This is a genomic window from Streptomyces sp. CB09001 (assembly GCF_003369795.1).
GTDB lineage: Bacteria > Actinomycetota > Actinomycetes > Streptomycetales > Streptomycetaceae > Streptomyces.
This window is the reverse complement of record NZ_CP026730.1, coordinates 3752435-3776096: the sequence shown is the minus strand read 5'-3', so window position 1 is coordinate 3776096 and position 23662 is coordinate 3752435. Positions and strand designations below refer to the sequence as shown.

The window sequence follows — 23662 nt, the reverse complement described above, 5'->3', positions numbered from 1 at the left end:
TTACGTGCAACTGCTGGGCCGTGGATCACCCGTACCCGCGGCCGGCCCGGGATCCGGCCCTCGCGGCGCCCCCGAGACCGTCACCCTGGAGTTCGTCGACGGACGCCCGGTGAAACGACGAGGTCCCGCCCGGAACCAACCGGACGGGACCTCGGACTCTCGGGGACGGGCTACTACGCCAGCAGCCCCGGGATCGTGCCCTCGTGAGCCTCGCGCAGCTCGGTCAGGGGCAGCGTGAACTCGCCCTGGACCTCGACCGCGTCGCCGTCGACCACACCGATGCGGGTGACCGGCAGGCCGCGGGCGCCGCACATGTCGTTGAAGCGGACCTCCTCCGAGCGCGGGACGGCGACGACCGCGCGGCCCGCCGACTCCGAGAACAGGAAGGTGAAGGCGTCGAGCCCGTCCGGTACGACCAGGCGCGCGCCCTTGCCGCCCAGCAGCGCCGACTCGACGACCGCCTGGACCAGACCGCCGTCGGACAGGTCGTGCGCGGAGTCGATCATGCCGTCACGGGAGGCGGAGATCAGGATCTCGCCGAGCAGGCGCTCGCGCTCCAGGTCGACCTTCGGGGGCAGGCCGCCGAGGTGGTCGTGGATCACCTGGGACCAGGCCGAGCCGCCGAACTCCTCACGCGTGTCGCCCAGCAGGTACAGCAGCTGGCCGTCCTCCTGGAAGGCGACCGGCGTGCGCCGGGCCACGTCGTCGATGACGCCCAGCACCGCCACCACCGGAGTGGGGTGGATGGCCGCCTCGCCGGTCTGGTTGTACAGCGAGACGTTGCCGCCGGTCACCGGGGTGCCGAGCTGGAGGCAGCCGTCGGCCAGGCCGCGCACGGCCTCCGCGAACTGCCACATGACCGCCGGGTCCTCCGGCGAGCCGAAGTTCAGGCAGTCGGAGACCGCGAGGGGCTTCGCGCCGGTCGTGGCCACGTTGCGGTAGGCCTCCGCCAGGGCCAGCTGCGCGCCCGTGTACGGGTCGAGCTTGGCGTAGCGGCCGTTGCCGTCGGTGGCGATGGCGACGCCGAGGCCGGACTCCTCGTCCACCCGGATCATGCCCGAGTCCTCGGGCTGGGCGAGGACGGTGTTGCCCTGCACGAAGTGGTCGTACTGCTGGGTGATCCACTGCTTGGACGCCTGGTTGGGCGAGCCGACCAGCTTGAGGACCTGGTCCTTCAGCTCGTCGGACGTGCCCGGCCGGGGCAGCTTGTTCGCGTCGTCGGCCTGGAGGGCGTCCTGCCAGTCGGGGCGGGCGTAGGGGCGCTCGTAGACCGGGCCGTCGTGGGCGACCGTGCGCGGGTCGACGTCGACGATCTTGCCGCCGTGCCAGAAGATCTCCAGCCGGTCGCCGTCGGTGACCTCACCGATGACGGTGGCGATGACGTCCCACTTCTCGCAGATCTCCAGGAAGCGGTCGACCTTCTCCGGCTCGACCACCGCGCACATGCGTTCCTGCGACTCGCTCATGAGGATTTCCTCGGGCGAGAGGGTCGAGTCGCGCAGCGGGACGTCGTCCAGGGTGACGCGCATGCCGCCGGAGCCGTTCGACGCCAGCTCGGACGTGGCGCAGGACAGGCCGGCCGCGCCGAGGTCCTGGATGCCGACGACCAGCTTCTCGGCGAACGCCTCCAGGGTGCACTCGATGAGGAGCTTCTCCTGGAACGGGTCGCCGACCTGGACGGCGGGGCGCTTGGACGGCTTCGCGTCGTCGAAGGTCTCCGAGGCCAGGATCGACGCGCCGCCGATGCCGTCGCCGCCCGTGCGGGCGCCGTACAGGATGACCTTGTTGCCCGCGCCGGAGGCCTTCGCGAGGTGGATGTCCTCGTGCCGCATGACGCCGATGGCACCGGCGTTGACCAGCGGGTTGCCCTGGTAGCAGGCGTCGAAGACGACCTCGCCGCCGATGTTGGGCAGGCCCAGGCAGTTGCCGTAGCCGCCGATGCCGGCGACGACGCCCGGCAGGACGCGCTTGGTGTCGGGGTGGTCCGCGGCGCCGAAGCGCAGGGGGTCGACCACGGCCACCGGCCGCGCGCCCATCGCGATGATGTCGCGCACGATGCCGCCGACGCCGGTGGCCGCGCCCTGGTAGGGCTCGACGTAGGACGGGTGGTTGTGCGACTCGACCTTGAAGGTGACCGCGTAGCCCTGGCCGACGTCGACCACACCGGCGTTCTCGCCGATGCCGACGAGCATCGCCTCGGACTCGGGGGCCTTCTCGCCGAACTGGCGCAGGTGCACCTTGCTGCTCTTGTACGAGCAGTGCTCGGACCACATGACGGAGTACATGGCCAGCTCCGCCCCGGTGGGGCGGCGGCCGAGGATCTCGACGACCCGCTCGTACTCGTCCTTCTTCAGGCCCAGCTCGGCCCAGGGCAGCTCGACGTCGGGGGTCGCGGTCGCGTTGTCGACCGTGTCCAGAGGCGTCCGGCTCATGCGTTGACCAGCTTCTTGAGGATCGAGGTGAAGAACGGCAGGCCGTCGGTACGGCCCGTACCGATCAGCGACTCGACGGCGTGCTCGGGGTGCGGCATGAGGCCGACGACGTTCCCGGCGGCGTTGGAGATGCCCGCGATGTCGTTGAGCGAGCCGTTGGGGTTCATGTCCAGGTAGCGGAAGGCCACCCGCCCCTCGGCCTCCAGCTCGTCCAGCGTGCGCCGGTCGGCGACGTAGCGGCCGTCCATGTTCTTCAGCGGGATGTGGATCTCCTGGCCTGCGGTGTAGTCGCTGGTCCAGGAGGTGTCCGCGTTCTCCACCCGCAGCTTCTGGTCGCGGCAGATGAAGTGCAGGTGGTCGTTGCCCAGCATGCCGCCCGGCAGCAGATGGGCCTCGGTGAGGATCTGGAAGCCGTTGCAGATGCCCAGCACCGGCAGCCCGGCCTTCGCCTGGTCGATGACGGTGTCCATCACCGGCGAGAAGCGCGCGATGGCACCGGCGCGCAGATAATCGCCGTACGAGAAACCGCCGCACAGCACCACGGCGTCGACCTGCTTGAGGTCCTTGTCCTTGTGCCAGAGAGCGACGGGTTCGGCGCCGGCGACGCGGATCGCGCGCTGCGTGTCCCGGTCGTCGAGACTGCCGGGGAAAGTGACGACGCCAATACGAGCGGTCACTTCGCGGCCCCCGCGACCACGTCCTCGGACTCGACCTTGACGGTGAAGTCCTCGATCACGGTGTTGGCGAGGAAGGATTCCGCAAGATCATGGATGCGGGCGAGGGCGGCGTCGTCGACCGGCCCGTCCACTTCCAGTTCGAATCGCTTTCCCTGACGGACGTCCGAGATCCCTTCGAAACCCAGTCGCGGCAGTGCGCGCTGCACCGCCTGGCCCTGGGGGTCGAGGATCTCCGGCTTGAGCATGACGTCGACTACGACGCGTGCCACTGGCACTCCCGGTGTGTGGTGCTGAGCAGGTTCCTTCAGACTACCCGTACAAAATTTCTACGCGCGTAGCCTTGGAGGAAACTACGTGAGCCCAGTCACGATTCGGCATCGGGAGGGGGCGGTCACGAAAAGCTTCGGGAAAGATCCGGGATCGAGCGCGGACACCTATTGCCCAACGGACACGCGGGCAGATTTAGTCGGTCTTCCCATTGCAATGCCGGGCACTGTACAAATGAAATGTCATTAGCCGATACTTTGCCCAATTACAGGCGAACAGTCGGCATCATCGCGACGTCTCGACACGTTCGGGCACGTCATCGCGGAGATGCCGCACGAAGGGACCGATATTCGTGGCGCAGCGTGTCGTGGTCACTCTCTTTGACGACATCGACGGCTCGGAAGCGGCGGAGACGATCGCCTTCGGAGTCGACGGCCGGATGTACGAGATCGACCTGAACGAAGCCAATGCCCGGAAACTGCGCAAGGCGCTCGAGCCGTACGTCTCGGCCGGCCGCAAGCGCTCCCGGTCCGGCAGGGCCTACCGGCAGACGGAGGTCGCCCCCGACCCGGCGGCGGTCCGCGCCTGGGCCCAGGCGAACAAGATGGACGTGCCCGCGCGGGGCCGGATCCCGAAGAAGGTGTACGAGGCGTTCGCCGAGGCGCGGTGAGCCGTGCGTCCAGTGAGCCGGTGTCCGGCGGGGGCGGCCGACGGCCGCTCAGCCGCCCCTGGCGGCAACCGACTTGCGCGGCACCCCGGGTGATCAGCTAAAGTCTGGAGCACGCCGAGGGGCGAGGCCGAAAGGCCCAGCTCACGGAACATGCGGGTGTAGTTCAGTAGTAGAACATCCCCCTTCCAGGGGGAAGGCGCAGTGTGCAATTCCTGTCACCCGCTCTGCATCGCCGTACCGGCCACTCGATTGGATCAGGTAGGCTGATGCTCGCACCGATCGGTGAAGGCCGGTCGGGGGCAATGCGGACGTAGCTCAGTTGGTAGAGCGCAACCTTGCCAAGGTTGAGGTCGCGAGTTCGAGCCTCGTCGTCCGCTCGGGAATCAGACCCCGGTCCTCCAGGACCGGGGTCTTTTCGTGCGTTCGGTCCCCGGGCCCGCCCACACACACCGCGGTCCGCGCCTGACATTTGTCATGCCGGGTGATGACGGGCCGCACTGTCGTCCCGCCCCGCGCGCCGGAATGCTCGAAGCATGCAAACGAACGAGCACGAACACGTGATTGAGGTCACCGACCTTCGGCGTGTGTACGGGGGCGGGTTCGAGGCCGTGCGCGGAATCGACTTCTCCGTGCGCCGCGGTGAGGTCTTCGCCCTGCTCGGCACCAATGGCGCCGGCAAGACGTCGACGGTCGAGCTGCTGGAGGGGCTGGCCGCTCCGGCCGGCGGGCGGGTACGGGTCCTCGGGCACGACCCGTACACCGAGCGGGCCGCGGTGCGCCCCCGCACCGGGGTCATGCTCCAGGAGGGCGGCTTCCCCTCCGAGCTGACGGTCGCCGAGACGGCACGGATGTGGGCGGGGTGCGTGAGCGGTGCCCGGCCGCCGGCCGAGGTGCTGGCGCTGGTCGGTCTGGAGTCGAAGACCGACACCCGCGTGAAGCAGCTGTCCGGGGGCCAGCGGCGCCGCCTGGACCTGGCGCTCGCGCTGCTCGGCGACCCCGAGGTGCTCTTCCTCGACGAGCCCAGCACCGGCCTGGACGCCGAAGGCCGCCGGGACACCTGGGAGTTGGTCGGGGCCCTGCGCGACCAGGGCGCGACGGTGCTGCTGACCACGCACTACCTGGAGGAGGCCGAGCACCTCGCCGACCGGCTCGCGATCATGCACGACGGCCGGATCGCCGCGACCGGCACTCCGGCCGAGGTGACCGCCGCTCAGCCGTCCCACATCTCCTTCGAACTGCCCGACGGCTACTTCGTGGGCGACCTGCCGCCGCTCGGCGAACTCGGCGTGAGCGACCACGAGATCGACGGCCGGACGGTGAAGCTGCGCACCCGGGAACTCCAGCGCGCGGCCACCGGCCTGCTGGTGTGGGCCGCGCAGGCCGCGGTGGAGCTGCGCCGTCTGGACGTGCGCTCGGCGTCCCTGGAGGAGGCCTTCCTCAGCATCGCCAAGAAGGTGTCGGCGAGGTCGGACGGCACCACGAAGGACACGACGGAGAAGGAGTACGCGGCATGAGCGCCACGGACGCACCGGCCCGCGCGAAGGGTCCCGCCCGGACGGCGGTCACCACGCCGAGGAGCCGCATGACCGCCCTCGCGCGCGCCGAGCTGACCCTGCTCGGGCGGAACAAGGGCACCGTCTTCGCCGCGCTGTTCATCCCGTTCGTGATGCCGTTCAGCGTGCGGGCGGGAGCCGAGGAGATGGACCTCGGCAAGGCGGGGCTGACCATCGGCACGCTCGTGCTGCCCGCCGCGATCGGCTTCTCCCTGCTGTTCGCCGTCTACTCGGCCCTCGTCGGCGTCTTCGTCGTCCGGCGCGAGGAACTCGTCCTCAAGCGGCTGCGCACCGGCGAGCTGCGGGACGCGGAGATCCTCGCCGGCTCCGCCCTGCCGGCCGTGCTCAGCGGGCTCGTGCAGTCCCTGCTGCTCGCGGTGGGCTGCGCGGTCCTACTCGACCTGCCGGCGCCGTCGGCACCCCTGCTGAGCGTCGTCGGCCTGCTGCTGGGCCTGGTGATGTGCGCCGCGCTCGCGGCCGTCACCGCGAGCTTCACCAGGACCGGGGAGAGCGCGCAGGTCACGCCGCTGCCGTTCACGTTCGTCTCGATGCTCGCCTCCGGCCTGTTCTTCCCGCTGGAGCTGCTGCCCGACCGGGTGGCCTCGGTCTGCGAGCTGCTGCCGCTGACCCCGGTCGTCACCCTGGTGCGCGGCGGCTGGACCGGCGACCTGTCGGCGGCCGAGACGCTGGGCGCCGCGGCGACGGCGGTGGCCTGGACCGTCCTGGCGGTGTTTGCTGTACGGCGGCGGTTCCGGTGGGAGCCGCGGCACTGACGTGACTGACGTGACTGAGGTGCGAGTCGAGCGGGAGTGGCGGACGGATGCGCAGGCCGGGCGGATGGTGGCGGGTCAAGAGCACGCCGGAGAAGGTGGAGACGTACACGCGGTGGTCGTTCCACTTCTTCGGGGTCATCGAGATCCTGGCGCTGGGGGTGTCCGCCTACGGCCGGACCGGCGCGGGGCTCGCCACCGTGCTGTGCCTGCTGGTCACCGCGCACGCAGCGGTCTGCATGCTGGTCTCGTCCCGGGCGCTGGACTGGACGCGCGGGCGGCGCCCGCAGCCCGTGCGGCAGATGTGGGCGCTCGTCGTCGTCTCCGCCGTCGTCTCGGTCACCGCGGTCGTGATCGCGGAGCGCGGACCGTCCGGTGAGGTGGAGACCGCGGCGGGCTCGGTCTACGGCGGGGTCCTGTGCTACGCCGCCGGTGTCATCACGCTCGGGTTGCGGGGGTGGCGGCGCAGGGTCGCCGTCGTCGGGGCCTTCGCGGTGGGCGCCGGGCTCCTGACGTTCCCGCTGGAGATGCCCCTGCTCGCGTCGGTCGTGCTGGCCGGCCTGGTGATGGTGACCGGCGGGTTCCTCGCCGTCACCTCGATCTTCTCCCTCTGGCTGCTCAACGCGGTCTACGCGCTCGACGACGCCAAGGAGACCCGGGTCAGGCTCGCGGTCGCCGAGGAGCGGCTGCGGTTCGGCCGGGACCTGCACGACGTGATGGGCCGGAACCTGGCGGTGATCGCGCTCAAGAGCGAGCTGGCCGTCCAGCTGTCCCGGCGCGGGCGGCCCGAGGCGGTGGAGCAGATGATCGAGGTGCAGCGCATCGCCCAGGAGTCGCAGCGCGAGGTCCGGGACGTCGTGCGCGGCTACCGGGAGGCCGCCCTGGAGGTCGAACTGGCCGGCGCCCGGGGAGTGCTCTCGGCGGCGGGCATCGCCGCGAAGGTCACCGGGGACACGTCCGGCCTGCCCCCCGAGGTGCAGTCGGCGCTCGGCTGGGTGGTGCGGGAGGCGACCACGAACGTGCTGCGGCACGGGGACGCCAAGAAGGTCGCTGTGACGGTGCGGATGTCGGAAGGACGTGCGGTGCTGACGGTGGAGAACGACGGGGTGGCCGAGGCGACGGGAGAGGGACCCCCGGCGGGCTCGGGCGGCTCCGGGCTCGCGGGGCTGCGGGAGCGGCTCTCCGCGGTGGACGGGACGCTGGAGGCGGGGCCCGTCGGCAAGGGCGTGTTCCGGCTGACGGCCGAGGTGCCGCTGCCGGACACCGCGGCGGGGGCCGCGCTGGAGGTCGCGTCGTGACGACGGCCGTGCGCGTCCTGCTCGCCGACGACGAGCACCTCATCCGCGGGGCCCTGGCGGCCCTGCTGTCCCTGGAGGACGACCTCGTCGTCGTCGCCGAGGCGGCCACCGGTCCCGAAGCACTCGCGATGGCGCGGGCACACGCGCCGGACGTCGCCGTGCTGGACCTCCAGATGCCCGGCGCCGACGGTGTGAAGGTCGCCACATCGCTGCGGGCCGAGCTGCCCGCCTGCAAGGTGCTGATCGTGACCAGTCACGGGCGTCCGGGGCATCTGAAGCGGGCGCTCGCGGCGGGTGTGCGCGGGTTCGTCCCCAAGACGGTCAGCGCCCAGCGGCTCGCCGAGCTGATCCGCACGGTGCACGCCGGAAACCGTTACGTCGACCCCGAGTTGGCCGCCGACGCGATCTCCGCCGGGGACTCGCCGCTGACCGCGCGCGAGGCCGAGGTGCTGGAGCACGCCGCCGACGGGGCGCCCGTCTCGGAGATCGCCGAGCGGGCCGCGCTCGCCGAGGGCACCGTACGGAACTACCTGTCGTCGGCCGCGAGCAAGCTCGGTGCGGAGAACCGGCACGCGGCGGTGCGGCTCGCGAGGGAGCGCGGTTGGGTATAGTGGCTGTCGCGCCACGGAGAGATCCACGGCACGCAGTGCGAACGTAGCTCAGTTGGTAGAGCGCAACCTTGCCAAGGTTGAGGTCGCGAGTTCGAACCTCGTCGTTCGCTCCAGAAGAGAAGCCCCCGGTTCCGGCCGGGGGCTTCTTCGTGTGCGGCCTTCCGCCGCTACGACCAGCTCTGGCCGGTCAGCAGCTCGTAGGCCTCCACGTACTTGGCGCGGGTGGCGTCCACGACCTGCTGCGGCAGCGGCGGCGGGGGCTGCTCGCTCCTGCGGTCCCAGCCGGACTCCGCCGACGTCAGCCAGTCCCGCACGAACTGCTTGTCGTACGACGGCTGCGCGCGGCCCGGCTGCCACCGGTCGGCCGGCCAGAAGCGGGAGGAGTCCGGGGTGAGGACCTCGTCGGCCAGGACCAGGTCGTCCCCGTCGAAGCCGAACTCGAACTTGGTGTCGGCGAGGACGATGCCGCGCTCGCGGGCGATGTCCCGGGCCCGGGAGTAGACGGCGAGGGTGGCCTGGCGCAGGGCGGCCGCGGTGTCCGCGCCGACCTGGCGGGCGACCTCCTCGTAGGAGACGTTCTCGTCGTGCTCGCCGACCTCGGCCTTGGTGGCCGGGGTGAAGATCGGGGCGGGCAGCTCGGAACCGTCGACGAGGCCCTCGGGGAGGGCGAGGCCGCAGACGGTGCGGGTCTCGTCGTACTCCGCCAGGCCCGAGCCGGTGAGGTAGCCGCGGGCCACGCACTCCACGGGGACCATCCGCAGCGACTTGCAGACCAGGGCGCGGCCCTCCCAGTCGGCGGGGGCGCCGGGGGGCAGCTCGGTGCTCAGGACGTGGTTCGGGGCCAGGTCGGCGAGCTGGTCGAACCACCACAGGGAGAGCTGGGTGAGGACCCGGCCCTTGTCGGGGATCTCGGTCGGCAGCACCCAGTCGTACGCGGAGATGCGGTCGCTGGCGACCATCACGAGGTCGCCCGCCTCGTTCCGGTACAGCTCGCGCACCTTGCCGGTGTGCAGATGCACCAGACCCGGAACCTGGATCGGCTCGGGCTTTTCAACGAATCCGGACACGGTTCCTCCCCGTGGTTCTGAACAGTACGTCGATTGTCCCGTACGTCGCGGGGAGGGCGACCGGCGGGGAGGGCGACCGGCGGGGCGGCGGGGTGGCGGGGTGCGCGGCTCAGTCGCGTTTGCAGATGCGGTCCAGGAGGTTGGCGGTGGCGCGCTGGACCCGCGGGTCGACGTGGCCGGGGCGGTCCAGGGCCGGAGACCAGGCGAAGGTGCCGGACGCGAAGACCCAGGCGCCCGACGGAGCCCGGTACAGCGACGTCTCCTGGTGGCGCCGGACGCCGTCCACGTCGGTGTACGGGGAGTGGGCGAGCAGGACGCGCTCGTCGTGCCCGGGGAGCGCGGTGCGCGGGAAGTAGCGGTCGGCCTCGCCCGCCACCAGGTCCTCGATCTCGTCGCCCTCGTGCGCTCCGGTGGCCTCCCAGAGCCAGTGACCGGCGTTGCGGACGACCATCGGGTGGGGCTCGGGGACCCGGCCGGCGTACTGGATGCCGAGCAGCTGCTGCTCGGGGCGGTCGATCTCCCGCCACAGCGCGGGCCGGCCGGGCCCCTTGCGTTTGCGGCAGGTCAGCAGGCGGCCGGCGACGCCGGAGGGGGAGGGGGCCAGCTCCACCTGCCAGTACATGGTGTTGGCGGAGAGGAAGACCAGGGACGTGCCCCGGTCGCGGGCCAGTTCCGCGGTGCGGCGCATGGCGGTGGACCAGTACTCGTCGTGGCCGGGGAAGACCAGGCCCCGGTAACGGGCCGGGTCGATCCGGCCGGAGTGCAGGTCGCGGGCGTCGGCGTAGGCGAGGTCGTAGCCGTAGCGCTCGGCGAAGCGGATGAAGTCGTAGGCGTGGCCCACGTGGAGGGGGAGACCCGCCCCGGCGTACGGGCGGTCGAAGGAGACGGTCGTCGCGGCGTCCGCCTCGCCGAGGAGCCGGCCCTCCTCGTCCCAGGCGTGGTAGAGGCTGGCACCGGTGCGGCCGTCCTCGGGGTAGAGGTTGTACGCCTGCCAGGTGACGTCCGGCAGGAGGAGGAGCAGGTCGGCCGGGTGGTCGTCGCGGACCGTGAAGGGGACGTGCGAGCGGTGGCCGTCGGCGGTGGTGAGCACGGCCACGTACGCGCCGATGTTCCAGTACGTGGGGATCTGCAGGCGCCACGACAGCCACCAGTGGTGGCAGGAGACCGTGCGGTCGGCGGCGAGCGGCGGGGGCTGGACGATGCCGGACAGGCGGGGGCTGGTGGTGATCTTGGCGGCGCCGTCGCCGCCGTAGTGCCCGATCCGGTAGACGTCGACGCTGAACTGCTGCGGCGGGTCGACGGTGACGTGGAAGTCGATGGCCTCGCCGGGGGCGGCGGCACCCGTCGCGGTGAAGCCCTTGATCTGGCGGCGGACGTCGTCCGCGGCGCGGGGACCGGTCTCGGTCCCGGTGCGGTCCTGGTCCGCGTACCAGGCGACCACCTGGCCGGTGTCGCCGAAGTACGTCTCGCCGCCGCGCAGCCAGGGGACCGGCCCCTGCCCGAAGGGGTCCGTCACGGCGTGCGCGAGTGCTCCCGACTCCCAACGGCGGATCTGCTCGGAGCCCATGGGACAGTCCCCTCCCTCGTGCCCCCGTGGTCGTGCGTATGACGAACGCCTTTGCCATGTGCGCGATCGGTCCCAGCACATCACATTTCGCACGCGGGCTGTCACTGTTCGTCGCGAACCGGCCGAAAGTGGAATGGGAGGGTCCGATTCGTCGGAGCCCAGGGTCAGACCAGGCGCACCGGCTTCTCGGGACGTATGCCGCGGTCGGTCATCCAGGCGCGCAGCGGGCCCGGGTCGCCCGTCTCGACGAGGCTGAGCACGCTGGGCGCCAGGTCCGCGGTGCGGGCGCCGTCGAACAGGAGCGAGGGCCCGTCGAGCCAGTCGAGGCCGGGGGCCGCCCCGGCGGTGTCCATCGCCGCGCAGCACACCATCGCCGTGATGTGCGCGGTGAGGATCTCGCGCCCGGTGCGCGGGGGCTGCAGCGGGAGGAGGGGGAGCGCGCGGTCGTCCCAGAGGGCCGCGTCGGGACCGGCTCCGGCTCCCGGCTGCGGGCTCGGCGAGGGGGCCCCGGCCGCGGCGGGAGGCGCCTCCGCCTCCTCCCGGGCCAGCTGCGCACTGAGCCCGGCGGCCAGGGCGGCGCCGCGGGCGGTGGTGCCGGCGAGATCGTCCTCGTCTTCCTCGTCGCCGGCGGCGTGGTCGCCGTTCGGCAGGTGTGCGTGCGGGGTGCCGACGGGGGCGTCCGCGCCGCCCCCGGCCGATGCCTCCGTCTCCGCCTCGGCGGCCGCGTCGGCATCGGCGTCGGCGGCCGCGTCGGCGTCGGCAGGGGTGGCGGTGACCGCGTCGGCGTCGGCAGGGGTGGCGGTGACCGCGTCGTCCGGGGTCGTGAGGTGGTCCAGGACGCGGGCGAGGGTCGGGCCGTCCGTGCCCGGTGCGACGCCCTCGGCGGCGCGGCGGACGCCCAGGGCGTCCAGCACGCGGTGCAGACGGGCCGCGTCCGTGCGCCAGGTCCGGTCGACGACCTCCTCGGGATACTCGTCCCACCCGACCGGCGACCAGTCCGGGCCGGTCTCGGCCGGCCCGCCGTGGAAGAGACGCGCGGCGAGGAGCGAGACCGCCTCGTCCATCGCCCCGGGCTCCTCCAGCAGATCACAGGCGGGGCGCTCACCGAGGCGGGAGGCGAAGCCCTCGGCCAGGCGGTCCCGGCGCGACAGCTCCGTGAGGGCGGCGACGACACCGACGTCCAGCCGGGAGGGCCAGCGGCCCATCCGCCAGGCGGGCAGCGCCACCCGGGTCAGCAGCCGGTCCCAGCCCGCGTAGGCGAGCCCGACCTGCTCCTGCGCGACGATCCGCAGACCGTAGTCCACAGCCTGTGCGCGCTCGGCGGCCGCGGCCGCGACTCCGCGCTCCATCTCGGTCGCGTGACCCCGGCAGCTGCGCAGCAGAAGCCGGGAGGCCCAGCCGAGGCCCGCGCACGCCACACGGGACAGCGGGTCGCGCCGGCCCGCCGAGGCCACCGCCACGGCGGCGTCCAGGCCGCGTATGAAACGCCGGGCCGCGGCTATGTCGGGGTGCGCCGAGGGCCCCGTACCGGCGACGACCGGGGCGAGGACGGCGCGCAGCTCGCCCACCCGCATCCACCACAGGAACGGTGAGCCGATGACCAGGACGGGCGCGGCGGCCACGCTCCGGCCCCGGGCGAGCCCGCTCGGGCCGGCCAGGTCGTCGTCGTGCTTCTCCACGGGGGGCGGGCAGTGGGCCGGGCGGGTGCGGTCCTCCAGCCAGCTGTCGCAGTCCGGAGTGAGCGCTATCGCGGAGGGGGCGGGGACGTCGAGCCGGTCGGCCAGGTCGCGCACCAACCGGTAGAGGTCCGGCGCCGACTCCTCGGCGACCGTGACCGTGGGGGTCACGGCGGGCCGGGAGCGGACCACGACCAGGGCGACTGCGGCGGCGGCCAGCAGGACGAGCAGCGCGAGGACGCACACGACCCAGCGCAGGGCGTCCCAGCCGCCGCCCGCCAGGCGCCCGGTGGAGCCGCCGACGAGAAGGATCACGGCGACGGCGGCGGGCAGCAGGGCCACGGCCAGCGCGCGGCTGCGGACCCGCAGCACCGCCAGTGCCCGGGAACGCGCGGCTTGAGCACCCATCTCCACACCACCGATACCGGTCACGACCGGACCTCACCCCCTCATCGCTGTCCTGTCTGTCCTGGACCGTCCTGCTGCTCTTTTGTGCTTCCGCTCTTGCTCACTCCACCCACTGTGGCACCCGGCACTGACATCGCAATGCCGGTGGGCCAAGTGCCGGAATGCTTGCGCGGCACCATAGTTGGGGCCCCCGCCCCCGTCAGCCGTATGGCCCATCGGTCACCCGATGGAATGGCTTTGGGGAAAGGTGGAGACGGACAGCAAAGGTCAGGCCCCGACTCCTGAGACGGAGCCGGGGCCTGCCGGGTTCGGTGACCGTGAAGCCGTGGGGGTGAGGGGCTACGCGCCCGCCGCCTTCGCCGCGATGTCGGTGCGGTGCTGCGAGCCGTCGAGGCCGATCCGGGCGACCGCCCGGTAGGCACGGTCGCGGGCCTCGGTGAGGTCGGTGCCGGTGGCCGTGACGGACAGGACGCGGCCTCCGGCGCTGACGACGGCGTCACCCTCGGCACGGGTGCCGGCGTGCAGGACGTAGGCGTGCGGGGCGTCCTCCGCGGCCACCTCGTCGAGGCCGGTGATCGGGTCGCCGGTGCGCGGGGTGCCTGGGTAGTTGTGCGAGGCGAGGACCACGGTGACGGCCGCCTCGTCGCTCCAGCGCAGGGGCTCGAGGTCGGCGAGGTTGCCGGTGGCGGCGGCCATCAGCAGACCGGCGAGCGGGGTCTTCAGCCGGGCCAGCACGACCTGGGTCTCCGGGTCGCCGAACCGGGCGTTGAACTCGATCACGCGCACACCGCGCGAGGTGATCGCGAGCCCGGCGTACAGGAGCCCGGAGAACGGGGTGCCGCGTCGGCGCATCTCGTCGACGGTCGGCTGGAGCACGCTCTGCACGACCTCGTCGACCAGCTTCGGGTCGGCCCAGGGCAGCGGCGAGTACGCGCCCATGCCGCCGGTGTTCGGACCCTCGTCGCCGTCGAGGGCGCGCTTGAAGTCCTGGGCAGGCTGGAGCGGGCGGACGTTCTCGCCGTCGGTGACGGCGAACAGGGAGACCTCGGGGCCGTCCAGGAACTCCTCGACGACGACGCGGTCGCAGGCGTTCGCGTGCGCGCGGGCCGCCTCGACGTCGTCGGTGACGACGACACCCTTGCCCGCGGCCAGCCCGTCGTCCTTGACGACGTAGGGCGCGCCGAAGGCGGCGAGGGCGGCGTCGACCTCGGCGGGGTCGGTGCAGACGTAGGAGCGGGCCGTGGGCACGCCCGCGCCGGCCATCACGTCCTTGGCGAAGGCCTTGGAGCCCTCCAGCCGGGCCGCCTCCCCCGAGGGGCCGAAGACCGGGATGCCCGCCTCGCGGACGGCGTCGGCGACCCCGGCGACCAGGGGCGCCTCGGGTCCGACGACGACCAGCTCGGCGCCGAGCCGGGTGGCCAGCGCGGTGACGGCCGCGCCGTCGAGGGCGTCGACCTGGTGCAGTTCGGCGACCTCGGCGATACCGGCGTTGCCGGGTGCGCAGTGCAGCGCGGTGACGTCGGGGTCGAGGGACAGGGAACGGCACAGGGCGTGTTCGCGGGCGCCGCCGCCGATGACAAGGACCTTCACGGGGTGCAGCCTAATGGGAACGGGCCGGTGCGGTTTGTGCGGGCTTCCGAACGGACGGGAGGCGGCGACTTGTGCCTTCCTCCAGACCCGGCGGAAGACCGACGGCGGGCGGCTATTCGTTCGTGATCTCCTCGACCACGGTGGCGCCCAGTTCGCGGACCAGCAGCTCCTTGCCGGAAAGAGCCGACTCGTCGAGGTCCGGGTCGTCGTCCTCGGGGACGTCGTCCTCGGGGGAGACCGGGGGCGGCTCGGGTGCCGAGGGCCGAGACGCGGGGGCGGGAGCGGGCGCCGGGGCCGGGGCGTGGGCCTGAGACGGCGCGGCGGGCGTGGGCGTGGACGCCGACGGCCGCTGGGCGGGCGGGCCCCCGCCGATACCGCCACCGCCACCGAAGCCGCCGCCCCCGGATCCGCCGGAGGGACCGCCGGCGGGCGGGGGTGCCGCGCCGCCGCCGGACGGGTCGACGACCGCGTCGATCTTCCACTGCACGTTGAACTGCTCGGCCAGGGCCTGCCGCAGCACGTCCTCGCTGCCGCTGCTCACGAAGTTGTCGCGGGCGCCGGCGTTGACGAATCCGAGTTGGAGGGAGGTGCCGTCGAAGCCGGTCACCTGGGCGTTCTGGCTGAGCAGGATCCAGGTGAACCGGCGGCGGTTCTTGACCGCCTCCAGGATGTTGGGCCAGAGCGAACGGGGGTCCACCCCGGAGGCACCCGGCGGCGGAGAGACGGGCGCGGGGGCGGCCGCCGCGGGAGCCGGCGCCTGCGCCGGAGTCGCGGCGGGGCCGGATGCGGGCGCAGCCGGGGTCCGGGGCTGTCCACCGCCCGCCGGTGCCGCCGTGGGCCACCCACCGGGGCGGCGCCCGCCACCCGCGGGGGCCGCGGTCGGCCAGGCACCGGGCGCGGACGCCGGGGCGGGAGCAGGCGCGGAAGCGGCGGCAGGTGAAGGTGCCGCAGCTGAAGGTGCCGCAGGTGAAGGTGTCGCAGCTGAAGGCGGGGCCGGAGCGGGAGTGGTGTCGGCCGACGAGGGCGCCGGCTGCGGGTGTCCGCCACCGGCGGGCCGGCCACCCGCGTCGGGGGCAGGACCGGCACCGGCACCGGCGGGCGCGTCGGAAGGGCCACCGCCCGGTGCGCCCGTCGGGGTCCCGGCGCCCTGCCCCCGCACCGCCGCACGGGCCGCGGCGGGTCCGCCGCCCGGCGGAACGGGAGCCGCTGCGGGCACCGCGGCCCCCGCCCCCGCACCGGCGTGCGCCTCGGGCCCGGGCACGTACCCCATGGCGGGAGCGCCCGCACCGGCCGAGAACTGCACCCCGCGCTCGATCCGGTCCAGCCGGGCCATCACCGACCGCTCGTCGCCGTACGCGGCGGGCAGCATCACGCGCGCGCAGATCAGCTCCAGCTGGAGGCGCGGCGAGTGGGCGCCGCGCATCTCGGTCAGCCCCTCGTTGACGATGTCGGCGGCCCGGCTCAGCTCGGCGGCGCCGAAGGACCGTGCCTGGGCCTGCATCCGCTCGACGACGTCGGCGGGGGCGTCGATGAGCCCCTTGTCCGCCGCGTCGGGCACGGCGGCGAGGATCACCAGGTCGCGCAGGCGCTCCAGCAGGTCGGTGACGAAGCGCCGCGGGTCGTGGCCCCCCTCGATCACGTGGTCCACGACCCCGAAGGCGGCGGAGCCGTCCCCGGAGACGAAGGACTCGACGACGGAGTCGAGCAGCGAGCCGTCCGTGTAGCCGAGCAGGGCGGTGGTCATGTCGTACGTCACACCGTCGGCGCCGGCGCCCGCGAGGAGCTGGTCCATGACGGACATGGAGTCACGCACGGACCCCGCGCCGGCCCGCACGACGAGCGGGAGCACGCCCTCCTCGACCGCGATCCCCTCCCGGCCGCACACCTCGGCGAGGTAGTCGCGCAGGGTGCCGGGCGGCACGAGCCGGAACGGGTAGTGGTGGGTCCGTGACCGGATGGTCCCGATGACCTTCTCGGGCTCGGTGGTCGCGAAGATGAACTTCAGGTGCTCCGGAGGCTCCTCGACGACCTTCAGCAGGGCGTTGAAGCCCTGCGGGGAGACCATGTGGGCCTCGTCGATGATGTAGATCTTGTACCGGCTGGAGGCAGGCCCGAAGAAGGCCTTCTCCCGCAGGTCACGGGCGTCGTCCACACCGCCGTGGGAGGCGGCGTCGATCTCGATGACGTCGATCGAACCCGGCCCGTTCCTGGCGAGGTCGCGGCAGGACTGGCACTCGCCGCACGGGGTCGGCGTGGGGCCCTGCTCGCAGTTCAGACAGCGCGCCAGGATCCGGGCGCTGGTCGTCTTGCCGCAGCCGCGCGGACCGCTGAACAGGTACGCGTGATTGACCCGGTTGTTCCGCAGCGCCTGCTGCAGCGGGTCGGTGACATGCCCCTGCCCGATGACCTCGGCGAAGGACTCCGGGCGGTAACGGCGGTAGAGCGCGAGAGACGACACGCATACGAGGTTATAGGCGCCCACCGACAACCGGACCGCCCGCAAAAGAGACGCCCCCCACGCACCCGCCAGAGCCGACCTACCCTTGCTGCCTTCCGGCCCTGGGGGAGTTCAGTCAGATAGCGCCGCGTGAGGGGCTGGGCCACACGTTACCCGATGTGGGGGCCTCAGAACGAGTTCGCAAGCACTCCCCGGCGTCATGTAATGTTCTCGGCGGAGGATTCGCCTAGAGGCCTAGGGCGCACGCTTGGAAAGCGTGTTGGGGGCAACCCCTCACGAGTTCGAATCTCGTATCCTCCGCCAGTGCCTCACCGGGCACGAAGTCGAAGGGCCCCACCGTTCGCGGTGGGGCCCTTCGACGTGCGTGGTCTCAGTTTTGGTCTCAGTTACGCAGGGCGGACGGTCGCGGACGCCCGCGAACGGGCTTCGTCGGCGCCCTGCTGCTTAGAGGCGGAGATCCTCCAGGGCGACCCGCTCAGCGCTCCGCGGGAACATGCACGGCCCCCGTCCCAAGTCGGCTCCCTGAACCGCCCAGCAACAGAGGTCGATCACCGCCTCACCGGCAGAGGCACAAAAAGGATGCCCGGCGGAAGCTCCACAGCCCTGAGATCGCCACCCGGACACGAGCACTGATGTTCTGGAAGTACCTGTCCGATACCTGGGACCACACTCACCAGATCTTCCTCAAGGAGAACGAGGGCCTCGGCCTCTCAGTCGAAGAAGCCGACGAGGTCGAGTACAGCAACTACCAGACGTTCAAGATCCCCCTCATCTTCCCTGGCACCGTCGCCGAGAGCCGCGCCTCTTGGTCATCCATCCTCTCCACCGTCGCCCAGCACGGCCTCGGGCCAGCGGGTGCGCGCTTCCCTCCAGGCCATCGAGTCGGCCAACCCTGACAAGTTCTCCCGCATCTTCGGGTCCATGTCCCGGACCTCAGAAGCGGTGCTGCCGGGGAGGTACTGGCGTCGGTCATGCAGCAGTCCCGCATGGTCACTTGTCGGGTGGAAGTTGGCGCTCCGGCTGGTTCCGGAAGGTCGACAGTCGCTAACCTTCCGTTGCACAGGCTGCCACGGGGGATACGCCTGGATGGCCTCCAGCCGGCCCCCTCGAAGGTCGCGCTGCCCGAGAGGTGACGGATGATTGAGTTCGACGATCCCCAACTGCCCGAACAGGACCTAGTCCTGCTACCCGACGAAGCCTTGCGGGGCCATGAACCTGGTGATGGCCAGGCCCTCGATGCTCCCCCACCGCTGCGCGGCCGGGTTCGGCTGGGTGGCCCTCTCGCCCAGCGCCTCACACCCGAGCAGTTGGCCGACGATCCCGACCTCAGCGAATACCTCACCGGTCAGGCCGACACGTGCGACTACCACTTGGTCCACCTATCCCTCACCTTCGCTCCCACCCCCCAGCGGCCCCGGCTCGAGTTCGCCCACCTCGCCCTAAACTTCTCCGCCAAGCCCGAGTTTCCGCCACCGCTGGCCCATTCCATGGACCCGATGCGCCTGACGGACGCCGTCCAGGTCACCCGGACCCGCCGGCTCGGCCCTCAGCTCTCCCTCCTCGGTGCCGACGCCTCGCTCGGCGAGGTCGGACGGCACCAGGAGTACACCTCCCACCAGCCCTTCGCCCAGGCCCTGGGGCTGCACGGGCCCACGCCCGGCTGGGAGTTCCGGCGAACCATCGCCACCGAGCTAACCGGCTGTCACGCGCTCCGCATGGTCGTCCGTACTACCGTCGGCTCCGTCACGGATCTGGCGTGCACGGTGACCGCAGGAGTCAAGATCCCCCTGCTGCGCCGCTACACCCGCACCTTGCCCCACCCACTGCGTCTGGACGCCACCCTGTGAGCGGGGGCACCGCCGACGCCCGCCTGGAGCCGCTGCTCCGGGAAGAGATCGGAGAACTGGCCAGCGTCTACAACGCCCCCGGGCAGGCAGAGACGCTGCTGTTGGCCGCCGGCTACCCGTCCGACGCGTTGCCGTATGCGCCAAGGTCGCCTCGTGAGTACTGGGAGACGGTGTCGGCGAATATCGCGACCGGCATCATGGCCGACGGCCGACGGCGGATCCTGGCCGAGGCCCGGGCGCGACGCCCGTTCAACCCAGTGTTCGCGGCGGCCCCCGCCCCTGGTGCGGACACTGCCGTGGACACGGCCGCCACCGGAGTGCCCAAGGTCATGGTGCTCGGTGCAGAGCCGGCCCGGCGGGGCGCCGTACGGGCTGGAGCCGAGCTGCGCGAGATCCTGACGGCGAGCGGCAGCTCCCTGGAGGTCATCCCCGGCCCCGCGGCCACCGTCGCGGACCTCGTCCGGATCCGGCGCGAGCTGCCCGACATTCTGCACCTGGCCTGCCACGGCACCGAGGAGGGACTGCTGCTGGAGGACCAGGACGGCGAGCCCCACACCCTGCCCGCCGCCGAACTAGCCAGCACTCTCCGGCTGGCCGCCGAGCACTACGACCATCGCCTGCGGGCCCTCGTCTTGCGCTCGTGCGATAGCGACGCGATCGCGGGTCAGTTCACGGAACTGGCCGACGTGGTGATTGCCCACCGTGGCAAACTCGACTCGGACTGCTCGACCCTCTTCGCCGCCGCCCTTTACGTAGAACTCGCTGCGCTGTCCGCCCCGTTGTCTCAAAGGGGACTCGTTGCCGCCGCCCGTTTGGCCGCCCAGGACGTGGTGAACCGCGCCGGAGTTTGCCGTCCCATCCGTTCCGACCTCATCGTCCTGACCCGCACCTCCTGAGGTGAAGGAGACGCAGTGCCGCCTTCCCGTGTGCCTAAACCCGATGTGAACGACGAGGACCACGACGAAATCGGCCCATGGGACATCCCGCCCGAGGACTGGCAGGCGCTCCTCAAGCTCCTCTCCGAGGCGTTCAGCCACGACGAGTGGCGACGAATCCTCACCGAACTCGGGTACCCGTCAACCGAGTTCCCCATCGATGCCAAGGGCGCGGAGGACTTCTGGTACCACGTACGCACACGCACCGAACAAGGTGCGGTCCGGTGGGGCTGGCGGAAGATCGTCCGGCATCTGGGCAGCGCCAGTCGTGTGCAGTACAACCCAGAGATCATGCGTCTCGTCACCGAGCACGGCTTGGACACGTCCCTCGCCCCCGACGTCATGCCGCCCCACGGGCTTGCGCCCTCGCCCGAAGCGGTCATCGACATCACCATCGTCCCGGCACAGACCTCGACCGGTCCCGAGACCCCCGACGTACCGGGGACCGGCGAGCCGTGCGCCACCGCAACGGCGCCCCTCCTCGACGCCCGCCTGCCGCCCGTCGGCGGTTACGGTGAGCTGCTCCCCAAGTCCCCCCGTCCCGACCTCCGGAAGGCAATTCTGGCCCTGTGGGAACAGAGGCTCGGCCCGTGGGAGGAGCTCAACCAGTTCCAGCAGAATCTGGTCCAGGTCTGCCGAAAGATCATTGACGACCGCGGCGTGGCCCTGGTGTACGCCGTGACCAACAGCGGCAAGACCACCATCGCCCGCGTCGGCATGACGATGGCCCTCAACAACGACGAGTCAGCCATGATGCTACTGCCGATCAAGGCGCTGGTGGCGCAGGAGGAGGCCGGGTGGCAGGGCTGGCTCGGTAGCCACGAGGCGCTAGAGCGGCTCCAAGGGCAGGTGTACGGGGTGTCTCGCGACTATCCCGAGAGCGATCGGCCGGTGGGCAACGGCCGTTACAAGATCGCCGTGGCCATCTACGAAAAGCTAGGCGTGTACCTAGTTAACGGGATGCGCCCGCTGGACCGCACTCGACTGGTGGTCGTCGACGAACTCCAGATGCTGTCCGAGACCGGCGACCGCGCAGCCAAGCTGGAGGCCCTGCTCACCTTAATCAAGCTGCGGCCCGGGGACCGACCGGCACTGCTCGGCCTGTCGGCCGCCCTCAGCCCCGAAGCGGGCGAGACGCTGGAACAGTGGCTGGGCAACCAGCGCACCACCTTCACCCCAAGCAGCAACGAGCGGCCCGTCCCGCTCGACACCTACGTCGTGGACCAGGGGACCTGGCTGGTCCAGCGCGACGCCCACCTACTAAGCATGAACATGCCGGGCAGCCGAATGCCGCCGGAGTCGGTGCGGGAGCAGCACCGGCTGCCCGCTCTGCGCAGCAAGTATGCCCAAGCGCTATCCAAGGGCCTCAACGGCCTCCATCGAAAGCTGTCCACAGCCGAGCTCGCCGCCACCCTCGTCCTCAGCATCCTCCAGACGAACGACAAGCGCCGGATCATCTGCTTCGTCCCGACCCGGACTGCCGCAGACCAGCTGGCGGGTGGCATCCGCCAGGTCCTGGACGCCGCCTTCCAGCCTCCCAAAGGTGGTTCACCCTGGGCCAACGGCCGGTACAAGAGTGCGGAGTCCGCCCACCGAGGCCGGGACGGTGACCTGTACGACCGGCTGCTGACCTCGGACATCCCTGGTTACGAGCTGGTGATCCGCAGCCTCCGCACGGGCGTGGCCGCGCATTCGGCAGCGCTGGCACCCCCGATGCGGCGGCTGCTGGAGGAGGAGTTCCGGGCCGAGGACGGCCTGCTGCGCGTACTGGTGGCTACCGACACCCTCGCCGTGGGCCTCAACCTCCCCGCAGACACGGTCGTCGCAACCAGCATCTCCGGCCTGTCGGGCGCCGGTTCGAAACGCACCCGGCAGCTGCTACTGCCAGCGGACCTGGATAACAGGGGGGGGCGGGCGGGCCGCCGGGGCAAGACGGTCGCCGAGCGCGGCCAGTTCTACATCCTGGTCCCCTCCGACCTGGAGCTCCAAAACGTCGACGGTCTGACCACCGTCGAGATCAAGGATCTGGCCACGGTTGAGGGGGTATCCAAAAGGTTTGTGCAAAGCAAGCGCCGCTCCCTGGCCGTCCGGTCTCAGTACCGCGACCTGGAGGCAATCAGCGGCCTAGTACTTCAGGTGCTCTGCCAGGACAACCGGATCCTGGTGGAGAGCAAGTGGCTGGCGCGGAGTCGAGTGATCCTCGACAACCTGTTGATCAGCTACGAGCCGAGCCACCCAACGCTGCCCGAACCCATCGATATACTGCGAGAGTTCCAGCAGCGTAGGCTAATCCACGAGGTTGGCCGGAGCACACGTCCCGGCGCGGCGAAGAGCCTGAAGCTCACCGATTTAGGCCAAGCCGTCGGGCGGTCCGGTCTGGAGCTCGACGACGCCCCCGACCTAGAACGCCTGGCCGGGCTGGTCCGCAGCGGCGCCGGAACACTAGAGCTGCTGTGGCACGCCTCTCGGGCCCGCTCCATTAAGCAGGTCACGGCCTGGGTGGCGCTTCCAGGCGAAGGAAGCAACCGCCATCTTCCCTCTCTGAAGGGAGCGGTGCTCACTATGGCCCTGACGTACTGCGCCGAGGACGGGCAGAAGCGCCAGGACTGCGCGGACTGGGTGGCCGCTGAGGGCGCCCCACTGCCGGAGCGGCTACTGCGCGAGGCCGGGCGGCCAGTGGTCTCGCAGGAGCTCCGGGGTCTGCTGGCTGGCGACGAGGATGCCGCCGCCACCGACGAGGTCAACGCCCTGCTGCGGGCACTGGTGGCGTACGAGTGGCTGCACGGGGTGCCGTTCGCCGATATGCAGCAGCGGTTCTCAGGCGCGATCAAATCGGAGGAGGACCCGGACAAGGGAAAGTTCAAGGCGCCGTCCCTGTCGCTGAACTACTCCGACGTCGAGCAGCTCTGCGAGCAGATGGCCGGCTATATTCGGGCCGCCGCGGACATCAGCTTCACTGAGGACGGGGTCGACCACTCCGCGCGGATGCAACTGATCGCCCAGCAGGTGGATTCCGGGCTGCCGGCGTGGCTGGCGAAGGTGTCCAAGATGCGGATCACCGGCCTGCACCGCGAGCGGCTTGCGAAGCTGACGGGTTTGCCCGAAGATCAGCAACCCGACCCGCCGTCGCTGCTGGTGGACGTGGACCCGCTGAAGGAGGTCCTGACCGACGCTGAACGCGTCTATGCCCGTCGGATCATCGACAGCCGGCTGGCTCAGGAACAGGCCCACCGCGAGCGGATCGCCCGTGAGTGGGCCGACGTGGTGATCCCCAATGGCGAGGGCCGGATCTTCGACGACGTGTCGGAGGACCTGGAGAACGCCAACGGGGCCGTCGCATACCTGGAGCGGCTCAGTCAGCTCGCCGTGTGCCTGGGATTGGAGGTGACCGACGGTGGGATCGACGGGTCGTTCTACGTCGCCGAGTGGAGCTCTGGGGAGGCCGGCGCGGCGGTTTCCGTCCGCGTGCCTGTATCGGACCTCACCGCCGGGATGGTCTCGGACGTCCGGGAGGAACGCACGCTGGTCGTGGTCCGGGGTCGGCGGCCGGGGGTGCAGGAGGCACTGGCTTCGCAGGGCCTGGTTGCCCGGTTCCTTGAGCCCGACCACCTTCTGTCAGTCCTCGCACATTTGGTAAAGACCCGGGGGCAGGTGCGTGGGAGGGAAGTTGTGGAGGAGCTGTCAGGCATCCGGCTATCGTCGCTGGGCAGTATTAGCTGGTCGGTGCCTGCGCAGGCCAACTGAATTGGCCAGAGCTGTCGGCGCGGCCTGGGTCCGTCACAGGTCGGTGGCCGCCGCGCACCGTCGGCCCGAGCGCCCGGCGCCGGAGATGCCCA

The 23662-nt window shown here is 71.4% G+C and carries 17 protein-coding genes, 4 tRNA genes and 1 other RNA gene; 13 read left to right on the top strand and 9 right to left on the bottom strand.

All coding sequences use genetic code 11. The annotated features are described in order from the left end of the window. Positions 1–173: 173 nt before the first annotated feature. From purL to purS, 3 genes are read right to left on the bottom strand one after another with little or no spacing between them, the layout of a single operon-like run. Complete coding sequence (purL, locus tag C4J65_RS17455) at positions 174–2432, bottom strand: phosphoribosylformylglycinamidine synthase subunit PurL (protein WP_115743239.1); 2259 nt, start codon at positions 2430–2432, stop codon at positions 174–176. Beyond that, positions 2429–3109 (bottom strand): phosphoribosylformylglycinamidine synthase subunit PurQ, encoded by a 681-nt coding sequence (gene purQ / locus C4J65_RS17450; RefSeq protein ID WP_115743238.1) that lies wholly within the window; start codon positions 3107–3109, stop codon positions 2429–2431. Before purQ ends, purL begins: the two co-directional genes overlap by 4 nt. Next, positions 3106–3378 (bottom strand): phosphoribosylformylglycinamidine synthase subunit PurS, encoded by a 273-nt coding sequence (gene purS / locus C4J65_RS17445; RefSeq protein ID WP_003974895.1) that lies wholly within the window; start codon positions 3376–3378, stop codon positions 3106–3108. Before purS ends, purQ begins: the two co-directional genes overlap by 4 nt. Positions 3379–3728: 350 nt before the next feature. Between purS and C4J65_RS17440 the strand changes: the two genes are divergently transcribed. The 8 genes from C4J65_RS17440 to C4J65_RS17405 all read left to right on the top strand — a co-directional run bounded on the left by C4J65_RS17440 (position 3729) and on the right by C4J65_RS17405 (position 8391). Continuing rightward, entirely contained in the window at positions 3729–4046 is a 318-nt protein-coding gene (locus C4J65_RS17440) for an Lsr2 family protein (RefSeq protein WP_115743237.1), read from the top strand. A 152-nt stretch (positions 4047–4198) separates the two neighbouring features. Continuing rightward, positions 4199–4270 (top strand) — tRNA-Gly (locus tag C4J65_RS17435). Between the two features lie 80 nt (positions 4271–4350). Continuing rightward, positions 4351–4423, top strand: a tRNA-Gly gene (locus C4J65_RS17430). 156 nt (positions 4424–4579) lie between these two features. After that, on the top strand, positions 4580–5560 hold the full coding sequence (locus C4J65_RS17425; RefSeq protein ID WP_115743236.1) for an ABC transporter ATP-binding protein: 981 nt from the start codon (positions 4580–4582) through the stop codon (positions 5558–5560). Continuing rightward, positions 5557–6372, top strand: coding sequence for an ABC transporter permease (locus C4J65_RS17420; protein ID WP_115743235.1), 816 nt, complete (start codon positions 5557–5559; stop codon positions 6370–6372). Before C4J65_RS17425 ends, C4J65_RS17420 begins: the two co-directional genes overlap by 4 nt. Before the next feature lie 47 nt (positions 6373–6419). After that, positions 6420–7667, top strand: coding sequence for a histidine kinase (locus C4J65_RS17415; protein ID WP_115743234.1), 1248 nt, complete (start codon positions 6420–6422; stop codon positions 7665–7667). After that, the gene (locus C4J65_RS17410; RefSeq protein WP_162833221.1) at positions 7664–8278 is read left to right on the top strand and encodes a response regulator transcription factor; all 615 of its coding nucleotides are present in this window, start codon (positions 7664–7666) and stop codon (positions 8276–8278) included. The genes C4J65_RS17415 and C4J65_RS17410 overlap by 4 nt, the downstream gene beginning before the upstream one ends. Before the next feature lie 37 nt (positions 8279–8315). Then, positions 8316–8391: transfer RNA gene (locus C4J65_RS17405), tRNA-Gly, on the top strand. Positions 8392–8445: 54 nt separating this feature from the next. Here the strand turns inward: C4J65_RS17405 and C4J65_RS17400 are convergent. The 6 genes from C4J65_RS17400 to ffs form a co-directional block, all read right to left on the bottom strand. Next, positions 8446–9345, bottom strand: a complete 900-nt coding sequence (locus C4J65_RS17400; protein WP_115743233.1) for a phosphoribosylaminoimidazolesuccinocarboxamide synthase — start codon at positions 9343–9345, stop codon at positions 8446–8448. A 109-nt stretch (positions 9346–9454) separates the two neighbouring features. Next, a complete protein-coding gene (locus tag C4J65_RS17395) occupies positions 9455–10912 on the bottom strand; it encodes a N,N-dimethylformamidase beta subunit family domain-containing protein (RefSeq protein WP_115743232.1) in 1458 nt (485 codons plus the stop codon). A gap of 164 nt (positions 10913–11076) precedes the next feature. Beyond that, on the bottom strand, positions 11077–13020 hold the full coding sequence (locus tag C4J65_RS17390; RefSeq protein ID WP_115743231.1) for a hypothetical protein: 1944 nt from the start codon (positions 13018–13020) through the stop codon (positions 11077–11079). Positions 13021–13335: 315 nt separating this feature from the next. Next, on the bottom strand, positions 13336–14586 hold the full coding sequence (gene purD, locus C4J65_RS17385) for a phosphoribosylamine--glycine ligase (RefSeq protein WP_115743230.1): 1251 nt from the start codon (positions 14584–14586) through the stop codon (positions 13336–13338). 112 nt (positions 14587–14698) lie between these two features. After that, positions 14699–17044, bottom strand: a complete 2346-nt coding sequence (locus tag C4J65_RS17380) for a DNA polymerase III subunit gamma and tau (protein ID WP_115743229.1) — start codon at positions 17042–17044, stop codon at positions 14699–14701. Between the two features lie 45 nt (positions 17045–17089). Beyond that, positions 17090–17186, bottom strand: an RNA gene (gene ffs, locus C4J65_RS17375) — signal recognition particle sRNA small type. 73 nt (positions 17187–17259) lie between these two features. Here ffs and C4J65_RS17370 point away from each other — a divergent pair. From C4J65_RS17370 to C4J65_RS17350, 5 genes are all read left to right on the top strand, one after another. Then, positions 17260–17347: transfer RNA gene (locus tag C4J65_RS17370), tRNA-Ser, on the top strand. Between the two features lie 329 nt (positions 17348–17676). Continuing rightward, a complete protein-coding gene (locus C4J65_RS17365; RefSeq protein WP_240330447.1) occupies positions 17677–17940 on the top strand; it encodes a hypothetical protein in 264 nt (87 codons plus the stop codon). Positions 17941–18351: 411 nt separating this feature from the next. Beyond that, positions 18352–18891, top strand: a complete 540-nt coding sequence (locus C4J65_RS17360; RefSeq protein ID WP_162833220.1) for a hypothetical protein — start codon at positions 18352–18354, stop codon at positions 18889–18891. Continuing rightward, entirely contained in the window at positions 18888–19787 is a 900-nt protein-coding gene (locus C4J65_RS17355; RefSeq protein ID WP_115743227.1) for an effector-associated domain EAD1-containing protein, read from the top strand. The genes C4J65_RS17360 and C4J65_RS17355 overlap by 4 nt, the downstream gene beginning before the upstream one ends. A gap of 45 nt (positions 19788–19832) precedes the next feature. Next, positions 19833–23570 (top strand): DEAD/DEAH box helicase, encoded by a 3738-nt coding sequence (locus C4J65_RS17350; protein WP_162833219.1) that lies wholly within the window; start codon positions 19833–19835, stop codon positions 23568–23570. The last annotated feature ends 92 nt before the right edge of the window (positions 23571–23662 follow it).